Source organism: Nonomuraea jabiensis, assembly GCF_014204795.1.
GTDB lineage: Bacteria > Actinomycetota > Actinomycetes > Streptosporangiales > Streptosporangiaceae > Nonomuraea > Nonomuraea jabiensis.
Map to the genome: position 1 here is coordinate 12,465,181 of NZ_JACHMB010000001.1, position 24,835 is coordinate 12,490,015.

At 71.3% G+C, this 24,835-nt stretch carries 21 protein-coding genes; 8 read left to right on the forward strand and 13 right to left on the reverse strand.

Going from position 1 to position 24,835, the window contains the following annotated elements:
• Nucleotides 1–26: 26 nt before the first annotated feature.
• Genes HD596_RS56790 through HD596_RS63350 form a run of 5 tightly spaced genes read right to left on the reverse strand, consistent with a single transcriptional unit; the run spans nt 27 to nt 7,672 of the window.
• Nucleotides 27–1,166, reverse strand: coding sequence for a VWA domain-containing protein (locus tag HD596_RS56790; RefSeq protein WP_185077648.1), 1,140 nt, complete (start codon nt 1,164–1,166; stop codon nt 27–29).
• Nucleotides 1,163–3,499, reverse strand: coding sequence for a DUF5682 family protein (locus HD596_RS56795; RefSeq protein ID WP_221520080.1), 2,337 nt, complete (start codon nt 3,497–3,499; stop codon nt 1,163–1,165). The genes HD596_RS56790 and HD596_RS56795 overlap by 4 nt, the downstream gene beginning before the upstream one ends.
• Nucleotides 3,496–4,560, reverse strand: a complete 1,065-nt coding sequence (locus HD596_RS56800; RefSeq protein WP_185077649.1) for an ATP-binding protein — start codon at nt 4,558–4,560, stop codon at nt 3,496–3,498. The genes HD596_RS56795 and HD596_RS56800 overlap by 4 nt, the downstream gene beginning before the upstream one ends.
• Entirely contained in the window at nt 4,557–5,918 is a 1,362-nt protein-coding gene (locus tag HD596_RS56805) for a DUF5691 domain-containing protein (protein ID WP_313047344.1), read from the reverse strand. Before HD596_RS56805 ends, HD596_RS56800 begins: the two co-directional genes overlap by 4 nt.
• Nucleotides 5,915–7,672 (reverse strand): SWIM zinc finger family protein, encoded by a 1,758-nt coding sequence (locus HD596_RS63350; RefSeq protein ID WP_313047346.1) that lies wholly within the window; start codon nt 7,670–7,672, stop codon nt 5,915–5,917. Before HD596_RS63350 ends, HD596_RS56805 begins: the two co-directional genes overlap by 4 nt.
• Nucleotides 7,673–7,784: 112 nt before the next feature.
• Here HD596_RS63350 and HD596_RS56825 point away from each other — a divergent pair, with 112 nt between their 5' ends.
• The 4 genes from HD596_RS56825 to HD596_RS56840 all read left to right on the forward strand — a co-directional run bounded on the left by HD596_RS56825 (nt 7,785) and on the right by HD596_RS56840 (nt 11,562).
• Nucleotides 7,785–8,330, forward strand: coding sequence for a cupin domain-containing protein (locus tag HD596_RS56825; RefSeq protein ID WP_313047347.1), 546 nt, complete (start codon nt 7,785–7,787; stop codon nt 8,328–8,330).
• A 43-nt stretch (nt 8,331–8,373) separates the two neighbouring features.
• Complete coding sequence (locus HD596_RS56830) at nt 8,374–8,820, forward strand: NACHT N-terminal Helical domain 1-containing protein (RefSeq protein WP_376776174.1); 447 nt, start codon at nt 8,374–8,376, stop codon at nt 8,818–8,820.
• Nucleotides 8,821–9,092: 272 nt separating this feature from the next.
• Nucleotides 9,093–9,965: a UTP--glucose-1-phosphate uridylyltransferase gene (locus HD596_RS56835; RefSeq protein WP_185077651.1), complete on the forward strand. Its 873-nt coding sequence runs from the start codon at nt 9,093–9,095 to the stop codon at nt 9,963–9,965.
• A gap of 61 nt (nt 9,966–10,026) precedes the next feature.
• On the forward strand, nt 10,027–11,562 hold the full coding sequence (locus tag HD596_RS56840; protein ID WP_313047350.1) for an aldehyde dehydrogenase family protein: 1,536 nt from the start codon (nt 10,027–10,029) through the stop codon (nt 11,560–11,562).
• Nucleotides 11,563–11,634: 72 nt separating this feature from the next.
• Here HD596_RS56840 and glnII read toward each other — a convergent pair whose 3' ends face one another.
• The 3 genes from glnII to HD596_RS56855 all read right to left on the reverse strand — a co-directional run bounded on the left by glnII (nt 11,635) and on the right by HD596_RS56855 (nt 16,484).
• Entirely contained in the window at nt 11,635–12,654 is a 1,020-nt protein-coding gene (gene glnII / locus HD596_RS56845) for a glutamine synthetase (RefSeq protein ID WP_185077653.1), read from the reverse strand.
• A 172-nt stretch (nt 12,655–12,826) separates the two neighbouring features.
• Entirely contained in the window at nt 12,827–15,793 is a 2,967-nt protein-coding gene (locus HD596_RS56850) for an AAA family ATPase (RefSeq protein ID WP_221520081.1), read from the reverse strand.
• 10 nt (nt 15,794–15,803) lie between these two features.
• Nucleotides 15,804–16,484 carry a hypothetical protein gene (locus HD596_RS56855; protein WP_185077654.1) on the reverse strand — a complete coding sequence of 227 codons (681 nt, stop codon included), beginning with the start codon at nt 16,482–16,484 and terminating at the stop codon, nt 15,804–15,806.
• 281 nt (nt 16,485–16,765) lie between these two features.
• On the opposite strand from HD596_RS56855, the gene HD596_RS56860 reads away from it, so the two are divergent.
• Nucleotides 16,766–17,101, forward strand: coding sequence for a carboxymuconolactone decarboxylase family protein (locus HD596_RS56860; RefSeq protein ID WP_185077655.1), 336 nt, complete (start codon nt 16,766–16,768; stop codon nt 17,099–17,101).
• Here the strand turns inward: HD596_RS56860 and HD596_RS56865 are convergent.
• Complete coding sequence (locus tag HD596_RS56865; RefSeq protein WP_185077656.1) at nt 17,061–18,224, reverse strand: PQQ-dependent sugar dehydrogenase; 1,164 nt, start codon at nt 18,222–18,224, stop codon at nt 17,061–17,063. The genes HD596_RS56860 and HD596_RS56865 overlap by 41 nt on opposite strands.
• A 25-nt stretch (nt 18,225–18,249) precedes the next feature.
• Between HD596_RS56865 and HD596_RS56870 the strand changes: the two genes are divergently transcribed.
• Nucleotides 18,250–18,999 carry an SDR family NAD(P)-dependent oxidoreductase gene (locus HD596_RS56870; protein ID WP_185077657.1) on the forward strand — a complete coding sequence of 250 codons (750 nt, stop codon included), beginning with the start codon at nt 18,250–18,252 and terminating at the stop codon, nt 18,997–18,999.
• A 118-nt stretch (nt 19,000–19,117) separates the two neighbouring features.
• On the opposite strand, the gene HD596_RS56875 is transcribed toward HD596_RS56870, so the two are convergent.
• Nucleotides 19,118–20,329 (reverse strand): ABC transporter ATP-binding protein, encoded by a 1,212-nt coding sequence (locus tag HD596_RS56875; RefSeq protein WP_185077658.1) that lies wholly within the window; start codon nt 20,327–20,329, stop codon nt 19,118–19,120.
• Between the two features lie 178 nt (nt 20,330–20,507).
• On the opposite strand from HD596_RS56875, the gene HD596_RS56880 reads away from it, so the two are divergent.
• A complete protein-coding gene (locus tag HD596_RS56880) occupies nt 20,508–21,566 on the forward strand; it encodes a LacI family DNA-binding transcriptional regulator (protein ID WP_185077659.1) in 1,059 nt (352 codons plus the stop codon).
• On the opposite strand, the gene HD596_RS56885 is transcribed toward HD596_RS56880, so the two are convergent.
• From HD596_RS56885 to HD596_RS56895, 3 genes are all read right to left on the reverse strand, one after another.
• Nucleotides 21,563–22,696, reverse strand: a complete 1,134-nt coding sequence (locus tag HD596_RS56885) for a 2,5-dihydroxypyridine 5,6-dioxygenase NicX family protein (protein ID WP_185077660.1) — start codon at nt 22,694–22,696, stop codon at nt 21,563–21,565. The two genes, HD596_RS56880 and HD596_RS56885, sit on opposite strands and share 4 nt — an antisense overlap.
• 70 nt (nt 22,697–22,766) lie before the next feature.
• Nucleotides 22,767–23,549: an SDR family oxidoreductase gene (locus HD596_RS56890; protein ID WP_185077661.1), complete on the reverse strand. Its 783-nt coding sequence runs from the start codon at nt 23,547–23,549 to the stop codon at nt 22,767–22,769.
• A gap of 58 nt (nt 23,550–23,607) precedes the next feature.
• Entirely contained in the window at nt 23,608–24,093 is a 486-nt protein-coding gene (locus HD596_RS56895; protein WP_185077662.1) for a glutathione peroxidase, read from the reverse strand.
• Between the two features lie 213 nt (nt 24,094–24,306).
• Between HD596_RS56895 and HD596_RS56900 the strand changes: the two genes are divergently transcribed.
• Nucleotides 24,307–24,822 (forward strand): GNAT family N-acetyltransferase, encoded by a 516-nt coding sequence (locus tag HD596_RS56900; protein ID WP_313047361.1) that lies wholly within the window; start codon nt 24,307–24,309, stop codon nt 24,820–24,822.
• The last annotated feature ends 13 nt before the right edge of the window (nt 24,823–24,835 follow it).

The window sequence follows — 24,835 nt, forward strand, 5'->3', positions numbered from 1 at the left end:
GCACGGCGAGCCGGCCGCATGACGGCTCATACCGCGAGGTGACGCTCGGCCCACCGCGCGATGTCGCGCCGCTCGATCGCGGCGGCCATCAGGTCGGGGAAAGCGTCGGGCGTGCACGCGAAGGCGGGCACGCCCATCGCGGCCAGCGCGGCGGCGTTCTCGTGGTCGTAGAACGGCGCGCCCTCGTCGGAGAGCGCCAGCAGCACGATCACCTGGACGCCGGCCTGCGTCATCGCGGCCACCCGGCGCAGCATCTCCGCCCTGACGCCGCCCTCGTAGAGATCGCTGATCAGGATGAAGATCGAATCGGTGGGCCGGGTGATGAGGCCCTGGCAGTAGGCGATGGCCCGGTTGATGTCGGTGCCGCCCCCGAGCTGGGTGCCGAACAGCAGCTCCACCGGATCGTGCAGCTGGTCGGTGAGGTCCACCACCGCCGTGTCGAACACCACCAGCGACGTCTTCAGCGACCGCGTCGAGGCCAGCACCGCGCCGAACACGCTCGAATAGACCACCGAGGCCGCCATCGACCCGCTCTGGTCGATGCAGAGCACCACCTCGCGCTGCACCGACCGCTGCCTGCGGGCGTAGCCGACGAGCCGCGAGGGCACGACGGTGTTCCTCTCCGGCAGGTAGTTCTTGAGATTGGCCCTGATCGTCCGGTCCCAGTCGATGTCGGCCACCCGCTTGGGGCGATGCGTCCTGGCCGAACGGTCGAGCGCGCCGGTCACGGCGGCCCTGGTTTTCTGGGCCAGCCTGCGTTCGAGCTCGTCCACCACCTTGCGCACCACGGCCCTGGCCGACTCGCGGGCCTGGTCGGGCATGACGCGGTTGAGCGCGAGCAGCGTGCCGACGAGGTGCACGTCCGGCTCGACCGCCTCCAGCATCTCGGGCTCCAGGAGGAGCCTGGTGAGGTTGAGCTTCTCGATGGCGTCCTTCTGCATGACCTGGACGACCGTGGAGGGGAAGTACGTGCGGATGTCGCCGAGCCAGCGGGCCACCCGGGGCGCGGACGCGCCGAGCCCGCCCTCCCTGCCGCCCTGGTCGTAGACGGCCGACAGCGCGGCGTCCATCCGCGAGTCCAGGCCCTCCAGGCCGAGCCCGGTGCCGTCGGCGTCGCCGCCGCCCAGCACCAGCCGCCACCTGCGCAGGCGCTCGTCGTCGGTCATCCGTCCGCCTTTCCGAGGATCGCCAGCACGGTCGCCACGGCCGCCGCCGCGCGCCGCTCGTCCACGTCCTGCCGCTCGTCCCGCGCACCGCTCCCGGCCGAGCGGACGCGCTCGCCGATCGCCCGGCGCTCGGGCGCGGCGAACCCGCCGAACGTGCGGCGCAGCAGCGGCAGCACGTCGGTGAACTGCTCGCCGGACAGCCCCGTGAGCCACCCGTCCACCAGGCTCAGCAGCCGGGGATCGTGCACCAGCAGCAGCCCGCCGCCCGCCAGGAACCCCTCGACCCACGCCGCCGCCCTGGCCGGGACCTGCCCCCTGGACATCGCCCTGGCCATGCGGTCGCCCGCGTCGTCGAGCTCCCCCGCATCGAGCAGGATCCTGACGAGCCGCCCTTCGATGAGCCCGTGCAGGTCCTGCCGGTCGCTGACGCCCCGCAGGGTGACCAGCCACCGGCTCCGCGGCGACACCTCCTCGCCGCCACCGTCCGTCTCCAGCAGCGCGACGGCCGCCTGCACGGCGTCCACGTGCTTGAGCAGGCCGGCGGCCGCGTCGTCGTCCAGCCCCGTCACCGCGACCGGCAGCCCCACGCAGATCCGCTCCAGCATCGAACGGACGATCACCGCCAGCCCCTCGGCCGAGGTGCCGCGCACGTCGCCGTAGCGGTGGGCGCGCACCATCGCGGGCAGGGCCGCCATCAGGTGCGTCACGTCGGTGTCCAGCGCCGCCTTGGCCGACAGCGCCGCCAGCACCTCGGGCAGCGCCTGCGGCAGGTCGGCCAGCAGGCACTGCTCGACCAGCGCGGTCAGCTCCGCCAGGGCCGTCCGGTCCGTCGCGGCCAGGTCCCTGGCCCGCTGCGCCGCCGCCCCGGCCACGGTGGTGCCCAGCGCGGCCTGCTCGATGAGCGCCAGGTCGTGCTCGGGCCGCCACCGCAGCGTCCACGTCTCCCTGAACGTGCCCTTCCCGCGCGACTCGCCCAGCGCGCCCCAGTCGACGCCGAGCAGCCCGAGCCGGTGCAGCAGATGGCTGCGGTCGAGGTCGAGCGGTTTGCGCAGGTCGAGGTCGATCTCACGGTCGAGCGCCTCCGGCCTGAGCCGCAGCCGCCGCTGCTGGTCGCGCAGGTCCCGCTGGAGCGGCACCATCGGGGTGCCGTCGGTGACCTGGCCGAGCCGGTCGCCGACGACCATGCGCCGCTGGATCAGCTCGACGGCCAGGTCGTCGCCCTCGCACAGCACGGCCCTGGCCGCCTCGGTGACCTCGCCGAGCCCGGCCAGGGGCCTGCCGCGCAGGGTGGCCAGGGTGTGCGCGAGGCGTACGGACTCGATGACGTGCGCGGACGACACCGCCAGCCCCTCGTCGCGCAGCACCGCGGCGGCCTCGGCCAGCCACCGCTCCACGGGCCGGTCGGGCGCTCCGAACAGGTGGTGGTACCAGCCGGGCGAGGTGATCCCCGCGCCGTAGCCGCTCCACGAGGCCAGCCGCCCGTACGTCCACGGCACCCACGTCAGCTCGGCCTTGACCTTGGGCAGCCCGCGCAGAATCGCATTGTCCCTGGCGGCGGGCGGGAGCGGGCCGGTCAGCGCGGGGACGTGCCAGGCGCCGCAGATCACCGCGATCCGCTCGTAGCCCTCCTTGAGGGCCGCGCGGAGGGTCCTGCGCATGTACGCCTCGCGCCTGGCCTCCCGCTCGTCCGGTTCATAGCCCTCGCGTACGGCGGCCATGGCCTCGGCGATCACCTCGAAGGGGGTGTCGCCGCGGTGCTCGACGACGTCCTCCCACCAGCGTTCGGGGTCGTCGTATCCGGCGGCGGCGGCGAGCGAGCCGATGGGATCGGCCCGCAGACCGGACGTCTCGTCGCGGCCTTCGTCCTCGATCTCCTTTTCGTCCTCGTTCTCGCCCCGCTTCTCGTCCCGGTCTTCGCTCTCCGCCAGCGAATGGGCCGCCGGGAGGTCGCAGAAGCGCACCGGGACGCCGGCCGCGGTGCCGTACAGGATGGCCTGCCACTCGGGCGAGAACGCGGCGAACGGCCAGAACGCGGCCCGCGCGGGCGCCCCCGGCACGTGGGCCAGCAGCGCGACGGGCGGCTCCAGCTCGGGCGCGAGCGTGACGAGCGGGTCGGCCTCGGGCGGGCCTTCGATGAGGATGGCGTCGGGGCGCAGGCGTTCGAGCTCCCGCCGCACGGCCCGCGCGGAGCCCGGCCCGTGGTGCCGCACGCCGAGCACCGAGACAGTAGGCCCGCCCGCGACGCCTGGGGCCGAGACGGCCGGCCCGCCCGCGACGCCTGGGGCCGAGACGGCCGGCCCGCCCGCGACGCCTGGGACCGGGAGGGTGCTCATGACACCTCGCGGCAGGCGCGGTAGAAGTCGCGCCAGTCGGAGCGCTCGCGCACCACGGTCTCGAGGTATTCGCGCCACACGACCCGGTCGGAGACCGGCTCCTGGACCACGGCTCCCACGATCCCGGCCGCCACGTCGGAGGGCCGCAGCACGCCGTCGCCGAAGTGGGCCGCCAGGGCGATGCCGCTGGTCAGCACCGAGATGGCCTCGGCCGTGGACAGGGTGCCGCTGGGCGACTTGACCTTGGTGCGCCCGTCCTCGGTGACGCCCGTGCGCAGCTCGCGGAACACCGTCACCACCCGCCGGATCTCGGCCAGCCCCGTCGTCGTCTCCGGCAGCTCCAGGGCGCGGCCGAGCTGGGTGACGCGGCGCGCGACGATGTCGACCTCCTCCTCGGCGGTGGCCGGGACCGGCAGCACGACCGTGTTGAACCGGCGGCGCAGGGCGCTGGACAGCTCGTTGACGCCCCGGTCGCGGTCGTTGGCCGTGGCGATCACGTTGAAGCCGCGCTCGGCCTGGACCTCGCGGTTGAGCTCGGGGATCGGCAGCGTCTTCTCCGACAGCACGGTGATCAGGGCGTCCTGCACGTCGGACGGCATGCGGGTGAGCTCCTCGACGCGGGCGACCCGGCCCTCGGCCATCGCGCGCATCACGGGCGACGGGGTCAAAGCCTCGATCGAGGGGCCTTCGGCCAGCAGCCTGGCGTAGTTCCAGCCGTAGCGGATGGCCTCCTCGGCGGTGCCCGCGGTGCCCTGCACGAGCAGCGTGGAGTCGCCGCTGATGGCGGCGGCCAGGTGTTCGGACAGCCAGGTCTTCGCCGTGCCGGGCACGCCGAGCAGCAGCAGCGCGCGGTCGGTGGCCAGCGTGGCGACGGCCACCTCGACGATGCGGCGCGCGCCCACGTATTTGGGGCTGACGCTGTCTCCGTCACCCAGGATGTACGTGGTCACGGCCCACGGGGAGAGCTTCCAGCCGGGCGGCCTGGGCCGGTCGTCGTCCTTGGCCAGGAAGGCCAGCTCCTCGGCGTACTGGTCTTCCGCGTGCGGACGCAGAACAGTCATGGGTGAAGCTCCTTGTACATGTCGGCACGGAAACGCAGTAGGGCGGCCACCTGCTGGACGGACTCCACGGGCGAGTAGCTCAGCGCCAGGGGGAACAGGCCCGGGTCGATGCGCTCGCCGGCCAGCTTGACCAGCTCGCCGAGGTTCCACGGCTGCGTGGTGGCCACCTTCACGATCTTGCGGAGGACTGCCGTGGCCAGGCCCTCGCGCCAGTGGGACGACACTCCGCCCAACACCATGATCAACTGACTGTCCAAATCATGCTTTTTCACGAAATCGGCGGCTAGTTCCTGCTGCTCGTCGGGCGGCAGGGACTCCAGCAGGTCGGCGATCGGATCCCAGCCGAACATCGCCCGCGCCCACTCCGGGTCCTTCTGCAGCACGGCGGCGCGCACCCAGGCGGCCTTCACCTCGGCGTCCCAGTCGGGGATCTTCATCTTGAGCAGCGTCGCGGGCGGGTGACCCCAGATCGACAGCGGGGCGCGGGCGAGGATCTGCTGCAGCCACCAGGCCCGCTCGCCGATGCCCCGGGGCGGCTTGGGACGGATGCCGTCGCGTTCCATGGCCTTGTCGCAGGCTTGAGGGGCCTCGACGGCGATGACCTTCCGGGAGATGGTCACGCAGGCCCGCGCCCTTTCGGCCATGCGCCGGGACAGGCGCGAGCCGGGCAGGCGGGTGAGGAGGTTGGCGGCGGCCTGGCGCACCTCCCGGCGGCGGTCGTCGAGCGCGCTCTCCAGGAACGGCTCGTCGTCCATGCTCAGCCCGTCGGCCAGCACCTCCACGAACTCGGCCCGGTCGTCGGGCGTCTCCCGCTCCCATGTGCTCTCCAGCAGCCGCCTGGCCTGCGCGGGATCGGCCGTCCTGAGCGTGCGCAGGTGCGCCCGCCGGTCCGCGGCGCCGCCCAGCTCCCACGTCTCCCCGGTCGGCTCCTCCAGGAGGTAGTCCCAGGCGGGATTGAGCCCCGCCAGCCAACGGCCCCGCTGCCCGGCCAGGACTCCCAGGTGGACCCGGATCGAGCGATCCCGCCGTCCTTTCTCCAGGAGCTCGGGCAGCACGTACGGCGGCACCCTCCGGCCGGTGGCGGCGGCCGCGGCCAGCCATTCGGGCAGCAGCCGCTCGTGCTCACCACCCATGATCCGCACCAGCCGCTCCGCCGCCCGCCTCCCCACAGCCACCCGCTCCTCATCAGGAGCCGCCTGAACTTCGGGAAACGCGTCCCCCTGCCCGGCCGCGCCGGTCTTGCGCCCGGCTCTCCTGCGCGCCACTTCCACGGCGGCCGCATCGAGCAGATTGCCCTGGTACGGCCTGCGATCGGTCCCCACGAGCGCCGTCGAGGCCAGCTCCTCCCAGCCGGTCACAGGATCACCGCCGTCCCTTCGTCGTCCCAGGTGGTCAGGGGCCGCAGCCCGCGTGGCGTCCATTCGACGGCCACGGTGACCGGACGCCCTCCGGAGACGGCGATCAGCCGCCAGGGGTCGCGGGCCGCGCGATGCAGCGGCAGCCCGCCGATCGAGTCGCGCCCCGGAACCACCCCGGCCAGCACGAGCGGCCACGACTCGGTCCAGGGATCCTCGCCCAGCACCCCGGCCACCTCGTCAAGCGCCTGTTCCGGCGACACCCCGGGCGGCGTCCCCCCGACGCCCCGGCCCGCCCCGCCGCCGTACCGAGCGGGGACATCCGCCCCGGAACCGAACCGGGCGTCGTCATCCGCCCTGGAGCCGAACCCGGCGCCGTCATCCGCCCTGGAGCCGAACCCGGCGCCGTCATCCGCCCTGGAGCCGAACCCGGCGCCGTCATCCACACCAGCGCCGAATCTCGCGGCGATACCTCCGCCGGAGCCGTACCGCGCGGCATCGTCCGAGCCGGACCCGTACCGCACAGCGCGATCCCCGCCGGAGCCGTACCGCACCGCGTCGCCCGGGCCGCGATCGTGCCGGGCGGCGACCAGCGCTCGCAAGGGGGCGGCGCCCGGATAGTACGTCAGGTCGGCCTCGATCGTCGTCCCCGTGACCAGGGAGGCGTCCAGCGGCTGCCCCTGCGGCGCGAACGAGAGCACGAGAGCCGCCCGCCCGCTGCCCCGCCCCCGCAGCCAGACCCGCCGGGAGGTCAGCCGGTCCTGCTCCTCGTCCCGCCTGCCCAGCACGTCCCAGTGGTCGCGCACCACGGGCCCGGCCAGCACCTCCTCCTTGGCGACCGGAAAACCGACCCGGCTCAGCACGGTCTCGGCCAGCGACCGGGGCAGCTCCGCCCGCCGTCGGTAGGCGACGGCGAGCAGGTGGATCAGCGCGTACTCCTCCAGCAGCCGCCCCGGCCAGTCGTCCTCCGCCCGGACCCGGACCAGCCTGGAGACGACCCCGGCCACGCCGGGCGCCTGGGCGTCGATGAGCCGCTTGGCCAGCCCCTCCCATTCGTGCTCGGCGGCCCCCGCCAGCCCCTGACGCACCTGGTCGTCGAGCCAGCGCTCCAGCTCGCTCAGCCCGGCGGCGACACGCCCGTGGCGGACGGACTCCGCCCCCGTCCGCGACGACCCACCGGACCGCCCGACGCCGGGAGCCCCGCTATGGGCCCCACCGCCGACCCCACCGCCGACCCCAACGCCGACCCCAACGTCGGCCCCACCATCGGCCCCAACGCCGACCTCACCGTCGGCCCCACCGCCGGCCCCACCGCCGACCTCACCATCGGCCCCACCGCCGGCCCCAACGTCGGCACCGCCCGAGGACACCTCGGCGGCCTTCCGTGCCCGGGCCGCCTCGATCTTGGCCGCTTCCTTGGCGGCCCGCTCGGCCCGCGCCTCCACCCACTCCGTCACCCACTGCGGCGCGCCCTCCTCGACGGGCACCCCGTCGGCCGCCCACATGAGCAGCAGCCCGAGCGCGTGCTTGCACGGGAACTTCCGGCTCGGGCAGCTGCACCGGTAGGCGGGCTCGGTCAGATCGACGCAGGCGAGGTACGGCCTGGCGCCGCTGCCCTCGCACTCGCCGTACACGACCGTGCCCGTCGTCCCGCACGCCGACCATTTCCCGGGCGCCGCCACCTTCTGCGCGGCCGACCGCGACGCCGCGTCCGGGGCCAGGGCGAGCACCTGATCACGGCTCCACCGTTCGATCACCTGCCGCAGACTAGCCACCTCCACCGACATTTCGCGCCCCGTCCGCGAGATGCCCATCGACCGGAAATGAACCACCCACCTTGTGCCGATTTATCGGCATAAACTCTGCCAGGTGGAGTTGCGCACCTACCCCGACGGCCCATCCATCCAGGTGCCCGACGAGGCGGCGGCCCTGGCCAGCCCGCTCGACGGGCAGCTCGTCCTCGACGGGACCCGCTTCCTGCGCAGGGACGTGACGGGCGCCCCGATGGCGTACGTCGAGCGCCCGCCCGTCGCGGTTGCCCTCGACCTGCTCCCCCACCCCGAAGGCGGCTGGTTCAGGGAGACATGGAGATCGTCCGTGACCTTCCACCCGGACGGTTACCCCGGGCCACGCGCCAGCGCCACGGGCATCTACTTCCTGCTGAACCCGGGCGAGGAGTCGGTGCCCCACCTGGTCAGGTCGGACGAGGTCTGGCTGTGGCACCGCGGCGGCCCGCTGAGCCTGACGATCGACGACTCCGCGGTCACGCTGGGCCCGGACGTCGAGGCGGGGCAGGTGCCCCAGGCGATCGTGCCCGGCGGCGTGTGGCAGTCGGCCCGCCCGGCCTCCGCCGAGGCGGTACTGGTGAGCTGCATCGTGTCCCCCGGCTTCGATTTCGCCGACTTCACGGCCTAGCAAAGCCGGTATATAGGGAGGCAGGCCAGGCATTGAGGCGGCGCTGACGGCCGCGGGCAAGTCGATCGCCGAACGTGCCATGCGGGAGTGGCTCGCCACCCGGGCCGCGCGCAAGGAGCGCGGTTCGGAGCTGAAGGACCTCATCCACGGCGGTTTCCGCGGCCGGCCGGCGCCCAGGAAGTTCCACGACCAGCTCCAGGGCATCGCGCCGGCGGTGGAGGGGCGGCTGTCCCGGCTGCTGGAGCAGGAGTTCCGCGGGCTGGACGAGCAGGCGGCCACGGAGAGCCTGGCCCGGCTGAGCGAGCTGGCCGAGGGCATGGAACGCCTGCTCGCCCGCATGCCTTTACGGACGCTGGAGGCGCCCGAGGGCCGCCAGGACGACGACGCGTTCCAGCGCCGCTACCTCGGCTTCGTCAGCCGCACTCTGGACGAGGTGAAGCTGTTCGGGGTGCGGGCAAAGAACTACCGCACATCGCTGCGTGCCGCCTGAAAGGTGCGCGGGGAGCTGCCGTCGGGCCTGCTGGACTGCGCCGACCAGGGGGCGGGCCGGGGAGCGAGGCGACCGAGAGGCGTTCGGGGGCGCGGCGCCCGCGCTCGCGCCGGGCCTCGACGTGATCCTCAGGCCCGGTCAGCGGGTCAGGAACGAGCGCCTCCTTCACCGCACCGTCAAGATCCGGCACCTCGGCGCCTGACCGCGAAATCGGCTGGGGTAACGTCGGCTCTCTCCCCGCACGATCAAGCCGCTCGATCAAGGAGAGACGCATGGTCCACAAAGCCGTCATCCCCGTGGCCGGCCTCGGTTCGCGGCTGCTGCCGCTGACCAGGGCGCTGCCCAAGGAGATGCTGCCGATCGGCGACAAGCCCGTCATCGAGCACACCATCCGGGAGCTCGTGGACTCCGGCATCGACGAGATCACCATCGTCACCTCGTCCCGCAAGGATCTCATCCAGCGGCATTTCGCCCCTGACGCCGACCTCGAGCTGCAGCTCCGCGCCGCCGGCAAGGACGAGCTGGCCGACGCGGTGGCGGAGCTGTCGTCGCTGGCCCACATCACGTACCTGTACCAGAACGGCCCCTACGGCAACGGCACGCCCGTGCTCAATGCCGCCCGGGTCATCGGCGACGAGCCGTTCATGGTGCTGTGGGCCGACGACGTGTTCGTGGCCGAGGTGCCCAGGGCCAAGCAGCTCAAGGCCGCGTACGACGCCACCCAGGCCCCCGTGCTGGCCCTGATGCCGATGGCCGTCGAGGACGCCTCGCGGTACGGCGTACCGATCGTCAAGGAGGACCTCGGCGGCGGCCGCCTGCTGATCTCCGGGCTGGTGGAGAAGCCGTCCCCCGAGCAGGCCCCCTCCCGGTACGCCGCCATCGGCGGATATGTCGTCACCCCGGGCGTCATCGAGGAGCTCCACGAGCAGACGCGCAGGTGGCACGAGAACCCGCAGGGCGAGATCTACCTCACCGACGCCCTGCACCGGCACGCCGCGGACCACCCCGTGTACGGGCAGGTGATCGACGGCACCTGGTGGGACACCGGATCGCCGCTCAACTACCTCAAGGCCCAGTTCGCCGCCGCGCTCGCGCATCCGAGGTTTGGGCCGGAGTTGCGCAAACTCGCCCAGGAGAGCGGCTGACGTCTTGGGATTTTTCCGGCGAGATGATTGTCTGACCGAAGGAACTATGAGGAGGACTCCGGTGAGCCGTCAGATCGTTTCCATCGTGGGTGGCAAGGAGGCGGGAAGCGCCACCACGTACCCGTCGACCAACCCCGCGCGCCCCGGCGAGGTCGTGGCGCACGTCGGGCTGGCCGACGCGGGCACGTTCGCCGCCGCCTGCCGCACCGCCAGGGAGGCCCAGCGCGAGTGGGCCAAGGTGCCCGCGCCGGTGCGCGGCCGGGTGATCGCCTCCATCGGCCGGCTGGTCGAGGCCAACGCCGAGCGGCTGGCCCGCCTGGTGACGGAGGAGATCGGCAAGCCGTACGCCGAGTCCCTCGGCGAGGTGCGGGAGATCGTCGACACGTGCGACTTCTTCCTGGGCGAGGGCCGCCGGCTGTACGGGCAGACGGTCCCGTCGGAGATGCCGGCCAAGAACCTGTTCACCTTCCGCAACCCGATCGGCGTGGCGGCGGTCGTCACCGCGGGCAACTTCCCGGTCGCCGTCCCCTCGTGGTACCTGGTCCCGGCGCTGCTCTGCGGCAACGCCGTCGTCTGGAAGCCCGCCGAGTACGCCGCCGCCTCCGCGCACGCCATGTACCAGCTCTTCGCGGCCGCCGGGCTGCCCGACGGCGTGCTGAACATCGTGTTCGCCGACGGCGCCGCGACGTACGAGGGCCTGGAGCAGGCGCTCGGCGAGGGGAGCGTGCAGAAGGTCGGGTTCACCGGCTCCAGCGAGGTGGGCCGGAAGATCGGCGAGCTGACCGGGCGGCACCTGCAGTCGGCCTGCCTGGAACTGGGCGGCAAGAACCCGATGGTGATCATGCCGGACGCCGACCTCGACCTGGCCGTGGAGGGCGCGCTGTTCTCCGGTTTCGGTACGGCCGGTCAGCGCTGCACCAGCCTGGGCACGGTGATCGTGCACGAGAGCGTGCACGACGAGTTCGTGGAGCGGTTCGCGCGGGCGGTGGGCGAGGCCAGGATCGGCAACCCAGAGGAGGACGTGCTGGCGGGCCCGCTGCTCGACCAGAAGTTCGCAGATCGGTACGAGGAGTACCTGACCTGGATCCAGCCCCACCATAAGGTCGTGTCCGGAAATATCGGGAAAATTACGGAGGACAATCCGCGCGGTGACTTCAACGGCGGGGGCCTCTACTACCACCCGGTGGTCGTCGACGGCGTCCGGCCCACCGACCGCCTGTTCCTGGAGGAGACGTTCGGCCCCATCGTCGGCGTGACCACCTTCAGCACCCTCGACGAGGCCATCGAACTGGCCAACCTGCCCGGCTACGGCCTGTCGAGCTCCATCTACACCACCGACCCGCAGCACGCCTTCCGCTTCCGCGAGGGCATCTCTGCGGGCATGGTCAGCGTCAACAACTCGACCTCGGGCGCCGAGGCCCACCTCCCGTTCGGCGGCAACGGCAAGTCCGGCAACGGCAGCCGCCAGTCCGGCATGTGGGTGCTCGACCAGTTCACCCGCTGGCAGGCGATGAACTGGGACCATTCGGGCCGCCTGCAGAAGGCCCAGATGGACGTCGCCGAGATCGAGCCCGACCTGGCCTTCCGCCTGCCGTAGCAGTCGTAGCAGTCCATGCGCGAACGGGCCCCTCGTCGCCGAGGGGCCCGTTCTTCGTCGTATGGGGGCAGGTCAGACCTGGCCGGCCTTCTCCAGGGCGGCGCAGCAGGTGTTCACCAGCAGGCGGGTGACCACGTACGGGTCGACGTTGGCGTTCGGGCGGCGGTCCTCGATGTAGCCCTTCTTCTCCACCTCGACCTGCCACGGGATGCGCACGGACGCGCCGCGGTTGGACACGCCGTAGCTGTACTTGTTCCACGGGGCGGTCTCGTGGTGGCCGGTGAGGCGGGACTCGATGTCGGCGCCGTACTGGGTGACGTGCTCCATCGGCTTGTCGCCCTCACCGAGCGCCTCGCAGGCGGTGATGATGGCGTCGTAGCCCTCGCGCATGGCCTTGGTCGAGAAGTTGGTGTGCGCGCCGGCGCCGTTCCAGTCGCCGCGGGCGGGCTTGGCGTCGAGGGTGGCCTCGACGCCGAACTCCTCGGCGGTCCGGTAGAGCAGGTAGCGGGCGACCCACAGGTGGTCGGAGACCTCGAGGGGGCCGGCCGGGCCAACCTGGAACTCCCACTGGCCCGGCATGACCTCGGCGTTGATGCCGGAGATCTTCAGGCCGGCAGCGAGGCAGCGGTCGAGGTGGAGCTCGACGATCTCGCGGCCGAACACGGCCTCGGCGCCCACGCCGCAGTAGTAGTGGCCCTGCGGGGCGGGGAAGCCGCCCTCGGGGAAGCCGAGCGGGCGGCTGCCCTTGAAGAAGGTGTACTCCTGCTCGATGCCGAACCAGGACTCCTGAGCGGCGTACTTCTCGGCGATCGGGCGGAGCAGGGCGCGCGTGTTGCTGACGTGGGCGTCGCCGTTGATCTCCTCGACCTCGCAGAGGACCAGGACGTTGTCACCGCCGCGAATCGGGTCGGGGCAGACGAACACCGGGCGGAGCACGCGGTCCGACGAGTGGCCCTCGGCCTGGTTGGTGCTGGAGCCGTCGAAGCCCCAGACCGGCGGCTCGGCCCCGTCGGCGAGGATCCTCGTCTTCGAGCGCAGCAGAGCCGTGGGCTCGGTGCCGTCGATCCAGATGTACTCAGCCTTGTAGCTCACGGCGGTCCTTTTCTTCACGGTGTTTCACAGCCACGCCGAGTCTTACGGACAGCCGTTTCCCGGTTTTTGCCCGAATGTGAACGCCGTGTTAATCAGGTACCCCAAAAGTAAAAGATGGCGTGGCGCCCGGGCGCCACGCCATGCGGTCAGGGCCTCGCTCACATGAGGCGCCTCAGGTACGGCCCTCCGTTCCGTTGCCGTCGTATCCGAGCAGCCGCATCGCCGTGTCGGGGTCCATCGCCGCCGCCAGGAGCTGGGCGCGGGCGTGGGCCTGGTCGCGTTCGCGTTCGGCCTTGGCCTGCGCGGCGCGTACCCCCTTGATCGCGACGAACGCGAGCCCGGCGCCCACGATCACCGCGACCACCACGACGAACAGCAGGAGCAGCAGCCCCGGCGAGGCCACGGTCGAGGTGGCCGCGTTGGTGCCGGCGCCCGCCACCGTGCCCGTCACCGCGAGCGCCGCGATGATGGACAGCGCCACGAGCCCGAGCAGGCTGGCGACGACCAGCCAGACGCGGCCCGCGCGCCGCGGCGCCGGAGGCGGGAGCGGGGTCGCGGCCGGCGTCCCCACCACCACGGGCACGGGCGTGGGAGGCGGCGAGGCCGCCGCCCACGGCACGAACTCGGGGCGTTCGGCCACCTCCCCGTTCACCTCGTGCGCGATCGGGGGCGGAGCCTGGATCACCGAGGTCTGCGCCACCGGGGGCGCCACCTGGACGGCCGTCATGCCGGAACCGCCGTAGGCCACCGGCTGCAGCTCGACCGGCTCCTCCACCGGCCCGGGCAGCTCCCGCTCGATGTGGCTGTGCTCCTTGTGGGCCCTGGCCGCGTCGCGGTGGTAGTCCTCCAGCTCCTGGCAGAGCTCGTCGGAGGCGTAGATCGTGCCGTCGATGAGCGGCCCGGGCTCCCTGCGGATGATGGCCACCACGTCGTCGCCGTTGAGCGTCTTGTGCGTCTCCAGCGCGTGCGCCACGCAGAGCACCTCCCTGCGGTGCTCCTGCAGCAGCTCCTCGGTCTTCTCCAGCAGCCGCACCAGGTTGAACTCGATCCGCTCCCCCAGCACGTCGGGAGTCAGGTCGGGCTGGTTCCTGGCGGGCTCCCGCTCGGTGATGCCGATCGAGCCGCCGGCGTTCGGACGGGCCTTGCGCATGGCCTTGCCGCCCATGATCTCCAGCTCCTGGAGGGCCGGCAGCGAGGTGACGCCGGAGCCCATGCCCCAGTACGACTCCATCATGGCGGTCAGGTACGTGGCCGAGTACAGGTCGCCGGAGACGCCGGAGGAGTTGTCCTCGCCGAAGAACATCCGCTCGCCGGCCAGCGAGGCCAGGGAGACCATGATGTCGGCCTCGTGCTCGGACTTCCACCGGGTGAACTGGTCCTCGGGCTTGATCGAGGCGACCATGCCCAGGTAGTCGGCGCCCTTCTCGATGGTGGCGATGTCGATCTCGAGGTGGAAGCGGGTCGCGTACGCCACGACGGCGTGGCAGGCCTCGTGCACGGCCACGGCGTGCCGCTCGCGCTCGATGTACTCGACGTCCTCGGGCGGGCCGAGCTGCTTGAGCCGCTTGGCCCGCAGCACGTCCGACCAGGTGATGATCTCGCGCCCGTCCCTGATGGCGGTGATCAGCGACTCGTTGACCAGGTCCTTGATCGTGGCGCCGGTGGCGTACGGGGTGATCGTGGCCAGCTTGTCGATCTGCTCCGGGGTGAGCTCGTGCCACACCTTGTCGAAATAGCCCTGGTACGTGCGGACCCGACCGGCCTTGGACGGGTAGCCGACCTTGTAGATGCGGTCGATGCGGCCCGGCCGCAGCAGCGCCTCGTCGAGCGCGTCGGGCCGGTTCGTGGCCATCATGACGAGGATGCGGTACTTGGGCGGCGGCTTGGGCCGCATGCCCAGCAGCCTGCGGACCAGCCGGTTGAAGAACCCGCGCGGCTTCTTGAGCCCGGACAGCTCGGTGAGCAGCGCCTGCAGCGTGCCGGGGTCGCCCGAGCCGTTCATGCCGCCGCCCATGAAGAAGCGGTTGCGCCGCTCGGGCTCGTCGGGCGACTCGCGCCTGGCCCGGAAGGCCAGCACCTGGCGCGTCTCCTCGGACAGGTAGTTGAGCCCGTGGCAGCCGTTGACGCCGGACAGGCCGGAGAAGCCGCCCTGCCCGGGCGGGCCCTGCTGGGCCAGGCGGCCGCGCTTGCCGAGCGAGTCGGCCTCGTCGAAGAAGACGATCACGCCGCCGTACCGGAGCGCCAGCTTGCGCAGCTTCCTGAACAGCGCCTTGACCTTCAGGATGCCGACGCCCATGAACATGTTCGTGAACGCGCCCGGGTCCACGAACACGTACGGCTTGCCGGTCTCACCCGCGACGGCCTCGGCCATGAGGGTCTTGCCGGTGCCCGGCGGCCCCCACAGCAGCAGGCCGCTGGGGACGTACCCGCCGCGCCGCTCGATCTCGTCGGGGCGCTCGAGGAAGACGATGTTCTCCCGGACGCGCTCGACCACGTGGTCCTGCCCCCACACGTCCTGGAAGCGGGTCTTGATGTCGTCGGGGAAGTACGTCTCCACCCCGCCCCTGGACAGGAACCAGAACAGGCCCACGAACTGGATGATGACCACGAAGAACAGGAAGACGATCTGGATCAGGAACGGCATCGCGTTCCAGAGCAGCGCCGGCGCCTGCATCACCGCCACGAACGGGCTGACGTCCAGCACCGCCCCCAGCACCAGGGCCGTCAGCACCACGAAGAAGGCGACCTTGAGCGCCCGCGAGAGCCGGTACCTCGTCCAGTCGTCGAAGCGCCGGTGCGTCCAGCGCTCGAAGCCGCCGAACACCCGGTGGCTCCAGAAGCGGTGGTAGGCCGACCAGTGCTCGCTGACCAGGAAGTGGAGTTGCCGCGCGACCTCCACGCCGAGCAGCCAGAAGATCCACGGGTACTCGTACGCGATCCTCCGGGCCGCCTCGTCGAACTCGACGACGCCCTGCCAGTCGGCCATCACCTTCCACGTGAGGATGAGGTAGGCGACCACCAGGGCGATGAGGAATTTGCTCCGGTCCCAGAACTGCATCTTCTTTCTGGTGACGGATTCGGGGTCGGAGGGCCCGCTGCCGGGGGCACGCAGCCCTTCATGATGATTGGTCGTGGTCAATGGTGCTCCCTCATCCAGGCAGCCGGAGCAGCTTGAACGTACTCTCGATCTTGTCGAACTCGGCGGCGCGCTTGCGGAAACAGATCGATTGGCAGCCGATGAGCATGACGGAGACCGTGGCGCCCTTCTCGTCGAGGATGGCGGTCTGGTCGAACGTCTGGACGTCCTCGCCGATCTGGTATTCGAAGCGGACCCGGACCCCCCTGGCGCCGTTGTCCATCGTCATCACCTCGTCGTTGAGGAGGACGAAGTTCTTGAACATCGACGGCTGGCCCGTCGCCATGGCCTGCTGCGCGTAGAGCTCGCGCATCTGCGAAGTCACCGGCAGCACGAAGTCACGCAGCCGGTTCAGCGAGATCGCGTCCCGCTGCTCCTCCGTGAGCTGGTGCACGGTGGCGTAGACGAACGGCTCCGTCGAGCCGAGCAGATGGTTGACCGACGGCTCCGGGGACTGGTCGAAGGCCGTCGACCACACCCGCTGGGCCCGGAGGGCGGCCGCCGCCGAGTTCGGGTGGTCTCCGGACAGGTACAGCTCAATGGGATCGGCGCTGAGCTGCGTGAACGAGGACGGCACCTTGAAGTAGGTCGTGCCCGCCTTGTCGCGTACGTAATGGAATTCGGGCTGTCCGACGCACGCGGACAGCATCAGGATCGCGACCGTGACCGCGATCAAACCCCGTGCCTTTTTCACCAGGGCTTACCTCCGCTTTACGGACCAACGGAGTTGTTGTGCCCGCTTTCCGACACAATGAGCGCGCAGTGGAGGGAAAAATCTTGACCAAATCTTGGCCGTGCCTTGGCTTTACTTGTTACAGATCAATTAAGGCTCTGTGCATGACCCGTCGCAGTGCGTGGCGGGTCACCTCGGGGAGGGGTTCATGTGGCTACAACGTTCATGCAACCAGCCATTGGTTCATCTGGGGAAGTAGCTAAAGATATGAGGATCCCTTCCGACCGCCCCGGGAGCGCACAATGTCAGAACCCGCAATGGAGACCGTCGACTCCTTCGGCATGACGGCGGAACGTCAGTTCGCCGAGGTCTGGTCGAGGACGGTCCTGTCGGTGCGGGAGCGCCGCCTGCTCCTTCTCGGGCTGCTCGTCGGCCAGGGGCTGCACGAGCAGACGGACGTCCAGCTCGACACCGCGCTGCGCTCGGGCGAGCTCACCGAGACCGAGCTGCGCGAGGTGGTCGTCTTCCTCACCTTCTACGCGGGCTGGGCCCGGGGCAGCAAGCTGAACGACCAGGTCGAGGCGCTGATCGAGCGGGTCAGGCAGGCTCGATCCGGTAGATCGGACCACGCAGGCTGAGCGCGTACAGCTCGCCGTCGTGCCCCTGGCCGAACGACGAGAGCTGCTCGACCTTCCCCACCTCGACGCCGTCCCGGGGGCCATCGGCCGGCGCGGCCTTGATCCAGCCGGCGCAGAAGTCGCCGTACAGGAACCTGCCCCGCAGCCAGGGGATCTTCGCGCCGCGGTAGACGTATCCGGCGATGACGGAGCAGTTTCCGCCCTCCTCCAGGGGATACGTGATCACCGGGTCGACCATGTCGCGGCCCTTCGCGCCCCGGAAGCGGCTCTTGCCCTCGCGGGCGTTCCAGCCGTAGTTCTCGCCGCCCCGCGACCCGGCCGGCTGGTGGTCGACCTCCTCCCAGGCGTTCTGCCCGACGTCGCCGATCCACAGGTCTCCCGTGTCGCGGTCGAAGCCGAACCGCCAGGGATTGCGAAGCCCGTAAGCCCATATTTCGGGCTTTGCGCCTTTCTGGTCGGCGAACGGGTTGTCGTCCGGGATCTTGTACGGCCGGCCGCCGCGCGGGTCGATGCGCAGGATCTTGCCGAGCAGGGTCGTCAGGTCCTGGCCGTTGCCCTGGGGGTCGCCGGCGCTGCCGCCGTCGCCGAGCGCGATGTAGAGGTAGCCGTCGGGGCCGAAGGCGAGCTGGCCGCCGTTGTGGTTGGGGTAGGGCTGGTCCTGGGTGAGCACGTCGCGCCTGGCCGTGGCCCTGGAGCCGTCGAAGGCCCATTCGGTGACGTGGGTGTCGCCCCGCGCGTCGGTCCAGTCGAGGTAGACCCAGCGGCCGGAGGGGTGGAACGCGACGCCGAGCAGGCCCTGCTCGTTGCCGCCGCTCACCTCGCGGGACAGGTCGATCACGACGTCGCCGTCGGAGGTGCGCAGCCTGCCGGTCTGCTCGGCGACGTAGAGGCGGTCGTCGCCCTTGCGCACCGCGAACGCCACCGGCTGCTCCAGCTTGGCGATCTGCTTGAAGCGCAACTTCCCGGGCTTCGCGGGCTCCGTGGGCTCCGTGGCAGTGGGCTCCGGCGTCGGGGCGGCGCTCTCCACGGGGTCGCGCGGGGCCGGCGCCCGCTCCTGCGCGCACGCGGTGAGGGTCACGAGGACGAAGGCTGACAAGACCGCCACGAGTCGCACGAGGCCCATCCTCGCACGGCGTTAGGGTTCAGGTATGCCTACCGCATTGATCACCGGCGCGACCTCCGGCCTCGGCGCCGCCTTCGCCCGGCGCCTGGCCGCCGACGGCTTCTCGCTCGTCCTGGTGTCCCGCGACGAGCAGCGGCTCTCCGAGAGCGCCGACCAGCTCAAGCTCAGGTACGGCGTCGCCGCCGAGGTGCTGGCCGCCGACCTGGCCACCGAGGAGGGGCTGGCCAGGGTGGAGTCCAGGGTCGCCGGCGGCGTCGACCTGCTGGTCAACAACGCCGGGTTCGGCCACCCGGGCCGGTTCCTGGAGGTGCCGGTCGAGGACGAGGTCCGCATGCTCAAGGTGCACTGCGAGGCCGTTCTGAGGCTGACGTTGGCCGCGCTGCCCGGCATGCGGGAGCGCGACCGGGGCGCGATCGTGAACGTGGCCTCGGTGGCGGCGTTCTTCCCGCGGGGCACGTACAGCGCGTCCAAGGCGTGGGTGGTGAACTTCAGCGAGTCCGCCGCGAGCGACGTCGGCAACCCGCGCATCAAGATCATGGCGCTCTGCCCCGGTTTCGTGCGGACCGAGTTCCACGAGCGGGCCTCGATGGACGTCTCGGGGATCCCCGGGTTCCTGTGGCTGAAGGCCGACGACGTGGTGCGCGAGACCATGCGCGACCTGGCGCTGGGCAAGCGGGTGAGCGTGCCCGACCTGCGCTACAAGGCCATCGTCGCGATCGGCAGGCTCGTGCCGCGCGGCCTGCAGGCCCGCGTCTCGTCGAGCATCGGCCGCTGATCCCGTACCACGAGGGCCACACGAGGGCCAATGGAACGGGCCCCCGCCGCGGGAGGGGGTCGCGGTGGGGGCCCGAGCGGCCGTGAGCGGTGCTCACGGCCGGGAATGCAGGAGTCGGCTAGCGGTTGGCCTCGTGGCCGATCGACAGGCCGCTCTCGGGGTCGAAGAAGTGCAGGTTGTGCGTGTCGACGACCAGGTCGATGTTCTGGCCGGGACGGGCGTGGCTGCGGGCGTTGACGCGGGCGGTCCACAGGGACTTGTCGCCCGTCAGCGGCAGCGCGGCCTCTTCGTCGTCACCCGCGTCGGCGGCGGCGACGGTGTCCTTGTGCTCGACCGGCGGGGCATCGATCAGGAACAGGACGTTGATCTCGGAGCCCAGCTCCTCGGTGACCTCCGCCTTGACCGGCAGCGTGGCCCAGCCGTTGGCGTGGTTGCCGGCCGAGGCCGCGTCCTCGAAGTCGGAGGGGCGGATGCCGAGGATGATCTTCTTGCCGATGTACTGGTCGAGGCCCGGCTTGTCGGTGAAGGTCGAGTCGGGGATCGGCAGCTTGATGTCGGCGAAGGTGACGGCGGCGCCGCCGTCGCGGACGAGCTCGGCGGTGACGAAGTTCATCGAGGGCGAGCCCATGAAGCCGGCGACGAACAGGTTGACCGGCTTGTCGAACAGGTTCTGCGGGGTGTCGACCTGCTGGAGCAGGCCGTCGCGCAGGACGCAGACGCGGTCGCCGAGGGTCATGGCCTCGACCTGGTCGTGGGTGACGTACACCGTGGTGACGCCGAGGCGCTCGTGCATCTGGTTGAGCGAGGCGCGCATGGAGACGCGGAGCTTGGCGTCCAGGTTGGACAGCGGCTCGTCCATGAGGAAGGCCTGCGGCTCACGCACGATGGCGCGGCCCATGGCGACACGCTGGCGCTGACCACCGGAGAGGGCGGCCGGCTTGCGCTTGAGGTACGTCTCGAGGCCGAGCATCTTGGCGGCCTCGTTGACCCGCTTCTGGATCTCCGGCTTGGGCATCTTGCGGAGCTTGAGGCCGAAGGCGAGGTTCTCCTCGACCGTCATGTGGGGGTAGAGCGCGTAGTTCTGGAAGACCATCGCGATGTCGCGGTCCTTGGGCGGCAGGTGGTTGACCACCTTCTCACCGATGGCGATCTCGCCGCCGCTGATGTCCTCGAGGCCCGCGATCATCCGGAGCGCGGTCGACTTACCGCAACCGGATGGGCCTACCAGTACCATGAACTCGCCGTCCTTGATCTCAAGGTTGAGCCCGTTCACGGCCTTCACGCCACCGGCGTAGACCTTGTCGACGTTCGTCAGAACGATGGATGCCATGACATTCCTTCGCGCTCCAGGGCGGTGGCCCGGACGTTGTTACCGTGACCCACTCACGTGGATACGTTTTCAAGCATCTCACCCGAAACGGACATCGGTGTCAAGGGTTACCGTGTGACCAGCCGTTGTGGGAACGCGAGTCTTCCCGTTTTCCGGAAACCATGATGGAATCGTTTCCATGGAGAAGCGGGCGACGATCAAGGACGTGGCCGAGGCGGCCGGCGTGGGCGTCGCGACAGTGTCCAGGGTACTGTCGGGCGGCTCGGCCAGCGCGGCCACCAGAGAGCGCGTCCTGGCCGTCGCCGCCCAGCTCGACTACCGGCCCAGCGCCCTGGGCCGCAACCTGCGCCAACGCCGCACGGGCGGCATGGGCCTGCTCGTCCCCGACCTGACCGACACGTTCTACGGCCAGCTTTGCGAAGGCGTGCTCGCCTGCGCCCGCTCGGCCGGCGAGCCCGTCGTGATCGGCTCCACGGGCGGCGACCCCGAGCAGGAGGCCGACCTGATCGGCATGCTCCTGGAGCAGAGCGTGGACCGCCTGATCGCCGTGCCGTCGGGCGACGCCGACACCTGGTCCCCGGTGCTCCGCGCGGGCATGACGGTGGTCTTCGCCGACCGCCTCCCGCTCCAGTCGTCCCCCGAGGACGTGCGGGCGGCCGCCGTGGCCGACCTCATGGCCCTGGACGGCCTGTCCGCCGCCGCCCCTGCCCGCCCGCTGGACGTGCCCGCCGTGGTGGCCGACGACCGCGCCGGCATCCGCACGGCCGTACGCTACCTGCGCGGTCTGGGCCACAAGCGCATCGCCTTCCTCGGCGGCCCCGGCCAGGAACACCGGGTCAACGCCTTCAGGGAGGCCGTGGGGGCGCCGGTGGACGAGGAGCTCGTCGTGTCCGGCACCGGCAGCCGCGACTCCGCCTACGCCGCCGCCTCGGGCCTCTTCCAGAGCCGCCCCGACCTGTCGGCCGTGGTCGCCGGGGGCAACGTGCTGGGCGAGGCGGCGGTGCTCGCGGCCAGGGAGCTGGACCTGCGGGTGCCCAGGGACGTGTCACTGGTGATGTACGACGACGTGCCCTGGGCCGAACTGTGCGCCCCGCCCCTGACGGTGATCGCCCAGCCGGGCCGGGACATGGGCTACCGGGCGGCCGAACTCGTGCTCCGGGCGGGCGGCAGGAGGCCGCGCAGCGTGGTCCTGCCGACGGAGCTCATCATCCGGGGCAGCTGCGGCCCCCACCGCTAGCCGGCTCCTCCCCCTGTGTAGCGGCGGGGCAGGATCATGATCGGGTTGTCGTCGAGGATCACGTCCGGCGGGCCGAACCGCGCCGCGACCTGCCTGATCTCCGGCTCGTCGAGCATCAGCAGGCGCCCGTTCTCGATGAAGAGCTCCCCGTCCACCAGTACGGTGGGCCGGTCGACCTGGCAGTCGCAGTGCGCGAAACCCGGGCCGGTCGTGACCGGCTGCCCGTCGGTGAGGCCGTCGATGCCGCAGTAGAAGGCCCCGGCGTGCTTCTCGCGCTCGAACTGGTTGCCCCCGGCCACCCGCACCTTCGGGTTGAGCCCGATCAGGCCGTGGCGCATGTAGAAGCCGCCGGGCGCGTAACGCCGCAGCTGCTCGGCCGCGGCCCCGCCCTCGATCTTGCGTACGAGGTTGCCCTCCAGGGTGATGCGCAGAGACTCCTCCGGCACGCCGGTGACCGTACTGTCCTCGACCATGAGGACGCCCTCGGTGTCGGCCGGCCAGAAGTTGGCGCCCCCGTACGGGAAGGGCCGCCAGTCCCCCGGCCGCATCGCGCCGGGGTCCGGGTCGAACGTCAGCCCCGAGAACGTCACGTCCGTCCCCCGCGCGGACGTCACCCGGATCGAGCGGGCGCCCGACATCTGCCGCAGCGTCCGGCTCAGCAGCGCGTAGAAGACCTCGGCGGGCAGCCGCCCCCCGGTGAGAAGCGCCCCCGCGGTGGCCGTCATGTGCAGGGACAGGAAGCGGGAGGAGCGTGACTTGATCTGGTCGAAGAAGAGCGGCGCCGTGTGCACCTCGCCCCACCAGGTGCCGCTGATCACCAGGTCGGCCTCGCGGAAGGCGGCCGTCTCGATGTGCAGCGACGCCTCCCTGTCCCACCCGCCGGGGCTGAACGGCGGCACCGACAGGATGCGCACGTCGGCGTCCCGGTAGGCCGCTGCCGCCGCGATGGCCTGGACGACGACCGGGTCGACGGTGTGCTCCATGAGCAGCAGCACGCGCTCGCCCGCCTTGAGCCCGGTGTACTCCAGCAGGTTCCGGACGCCGGGCATCAGCTCCACGATCGAGTACGGCCCCACGGCCGGTTCGGTGGCATAGCTGAATGGTGAACCGGCGTACGGATTGATCGTCATCGCGTGCTCCCTGCGGGGACGTTCAGGCCAATGCCTGGACCCCTACCCGTCACGGAGAGGAATCACACGATTACGGAACCCAGCGGCGGAACCCGCCCTCGGCGTTGATCACCTGCCCGGTGATCCAGGCGGCCTCGTCCGAGGCCAGCCAGCGCACCACCCGGGCCACCTCCTCCGGCCGCCCCCAGCGCCCGGCCGGGAGCGAGCGGCCGACCCGCCGCGCGAGCTCGGGACCGGCCCAGCCCGTGTCGACCGGGCCCGGGTTGACGGTGTTGACGGTGATGCCCCGGTCCGCGAGCGCGTCGGCCAGGCTGAGCGTCATCTGCTGGATCGCGCCCTTGCTGATCGCGTACGGCAGCTCGTCCGGCATCGGGGCCAGATGCTGGCCCGAGGTGAACAGGATCACCCTGCCGCCGGCGCGCCGGTCGTCGTGCTGGGCCGCGAACGCCTGCGTCAGCAGCGCGCTGGCCCGGGCGTTCACCGCCCACGACAGGTCCAGCTCGGCGGCCGTCAGCTCCGCCAGCGACTGCCGGTTGCTGCGGGCGTGGTTGGCCACGAGCACGTCCACGTGCCCGAACCTGCCGACCGCCTGCTCCATCACCCACGCCGGCGCCGCGGGGTCCGCGAAATCGGCCTCCACGTGGTGCAGCCGGTCGCCGACGCCGCCCAGCGACTCCAGCACGCCGTCCATGCCCGCCGGATCGCTGCCCCACGGCTGCTCGGCGTCGTGCGGGGTCCACGACTGCACCAGCACCTTCGCGCCGGTCGCCAGCAGCTCCCGCGCGATGGCGTAGCCGATCCCGATCCGCCTGCTCACGCCGGTCACCACGGCGACCCTCGTCTCGGACGTCATCCGATCATCCTCGCCGACCGCTCGCGGCGCGTCGAAGGGTTTTCTCTCTGGACTGCCCTCAGAGCAGCTTCTCGATGGCGGACGTGACCGCGGGGTCGTCCGGGGTGGTGCGGGGGCGGAAGCGGGCCACGACACTGCCCTCCCGGTCCACCAGGAACTTCTCGAAGTTCCACTGCACGTCGCCCGCCTCGCCCTGCTCGTCGGCGGTCCGCGTCAGCTCCTCGTAGAGCGGGTGCCGGCCGGGGCCGTTGACGTCGGCCTTCTCCAGGAGCGGGAAGTCCACCCCGTACGTCGCCGAGCAGAACGCCTGGATCTCCTCGGCCGTGCCCGGCTCCTGGCCGGCGAACTGGTTGCAGGGCATGCCGACCACCGTGAAGCCGCGCGGGCCGTACTGCTCCTGGAGCTTGACCAGGGCGCCGTACTGCGGGGTGAGGCCGCAACGCGAGGCCACGTTGACGACGAGGACGGCCTTGCCCGCCGCCAGCTCTCCGAAGGTGGTGGGGGTGTCGTCGAGGGTGCGGAGCCGGATGTCAGTGAGGGTCATGTTCCGAACCCTACGCCTCCGGAACGCGATTCGGCCTCGGGCCCTCCCCGGCGCGGGCCTGCTAAGATCGCGGCGGCGCGAGAGGCGCCTGATCGCTCCGGGACGAAGGGGGTTGATGAATATGGCTGCCAGCAGCCGTCGTCAGCGTGCCCTTTCCCGGTCCGCGCGAGCCTAGAGCGCGGACCGGTCGTATCAAACGACCTGGAGTCACAAGTGTCTTCTTTCTTCTCGATGTCCGGCGCCGACCTGACCACCGACCGCCTCGTCCTGCGTCCCTGGACCGCCGGCGAGGTCGACGCCGTCCTGCACGGCACCCGGCCCGCGCACTGGGCCGCGGACTTCCCCGCCGAGGGCGACCACGTCATCGCCGGCCTGTTCGCCGAGCATCCGGCGTGGCTGGGCGAGTACGGCCACCGCCAGATCATCGAGCGCGACAGCGGTCTCGTGGTCGGCTCGATCGGCCTGTTCTGGCCGCCCGCCGACGGCACCCTGGAGCTCGGGTACGGGATCGTGGCCTCCCGCCGGGGCCGCGGCTACGCTCCCGAGGCGACGCGTGCGCTGACGGAGTTCGCCCTCAGGGCGCCGGGCGTGCACACGGTGTGCGCCGGCGTGGAGCTGTCGAACCCGGCTTCGATCAGGGTCCTGGAGAAAGCCGGCTTCCGGCGGTCGCACGCGGACGCCGAGGCGAACACGGCCCGGTACGTGACCACGTCACCGGACCGGCGGTAACGACCCGACGGGA

Coding starts and splice junctions, on each gene's coding strand:
- HD596_RS56790 (WP_185077648.1), bottom strand. CDS start 1,166: ATGACCGACGACGAGCGCCTGCGCAGGTGGCGGCTGGTGCTGGGCGGC.
- HD596_RS56795 (WP_221520080.1), bottom strand. CDS start 3,499: ATGAGCACCCTCCCGGTCCCAGGCGTCGCGGGCGGGCCGGCCGTCTCG.
- HD596_RS56800 (WP_185077649.1), bottom strand. CDS start 4,560: ATGACTGTTCTGCGTCCGCACGCGGAAGACCAGTACGCCGAGGAGCTG.
- HD596_RS56835 (WP_185077651.1), top strand. CDS start 9,093: ATGGTCCACAAAGCCGTCATCCCCGTGGCCGGCCTCGGTTCGCGGCTG.
- HD596_RS56860 (WP_185077655.1), top strand. CDS start 16,766: ATGTCAGAACCCGCAATGGAGACCGTCGACTCCTTCGGCATGACGGCG.
- HD596_RS56865 (WP_185077656.1), bottom strand. CDS start 18,224: ATGGGCCTCGTGCGACTCGTGGCGGTCTTGTCAGCCTTCGTCCTCGTG.
- HD596_RS56870 (WP_185077657.1), top strand. CDS start 18,250: ATGCCTACCGCATTGATCACCGGCGCGACCTCCGGCCTCGGCGCCGCC.
- HD596_RS56875 (WP_185077658.1), bottom strand. CDS start 20,329: ATGGCATCCATCGTTCTGACGAACGTCGACAAGGTCTACGCCGGTGGC.
- HD596_RS56880 (WP_185077659.1), top strand. CDS start 20,508: ATGGAGAAGCGGGCGACGATCAAGGACGTGGCCGAGGCGGCCGGCGTG.
- HD596_RS56885 (WP_185077660.1), bottom strand. CDS start 22,696: ATGACGATCAATCCGTACGCCGGTTCACCATTCAGCTATGCCACCGAA.
- HD596_RS56890 (WP_185077661.1), bottom strand. CDS start 23,549: ATGACGTCCGAGACGAGGGTCGCCGTGGTGACCGGCGTGAGCAGGCGG.
- HD596_RS56895 (WP_185077662.1), bottom strand. CDS start 24,093: ATGACCCTCACTGACATCCGGCTCCGCACCCTCGACGACACCCCCACC.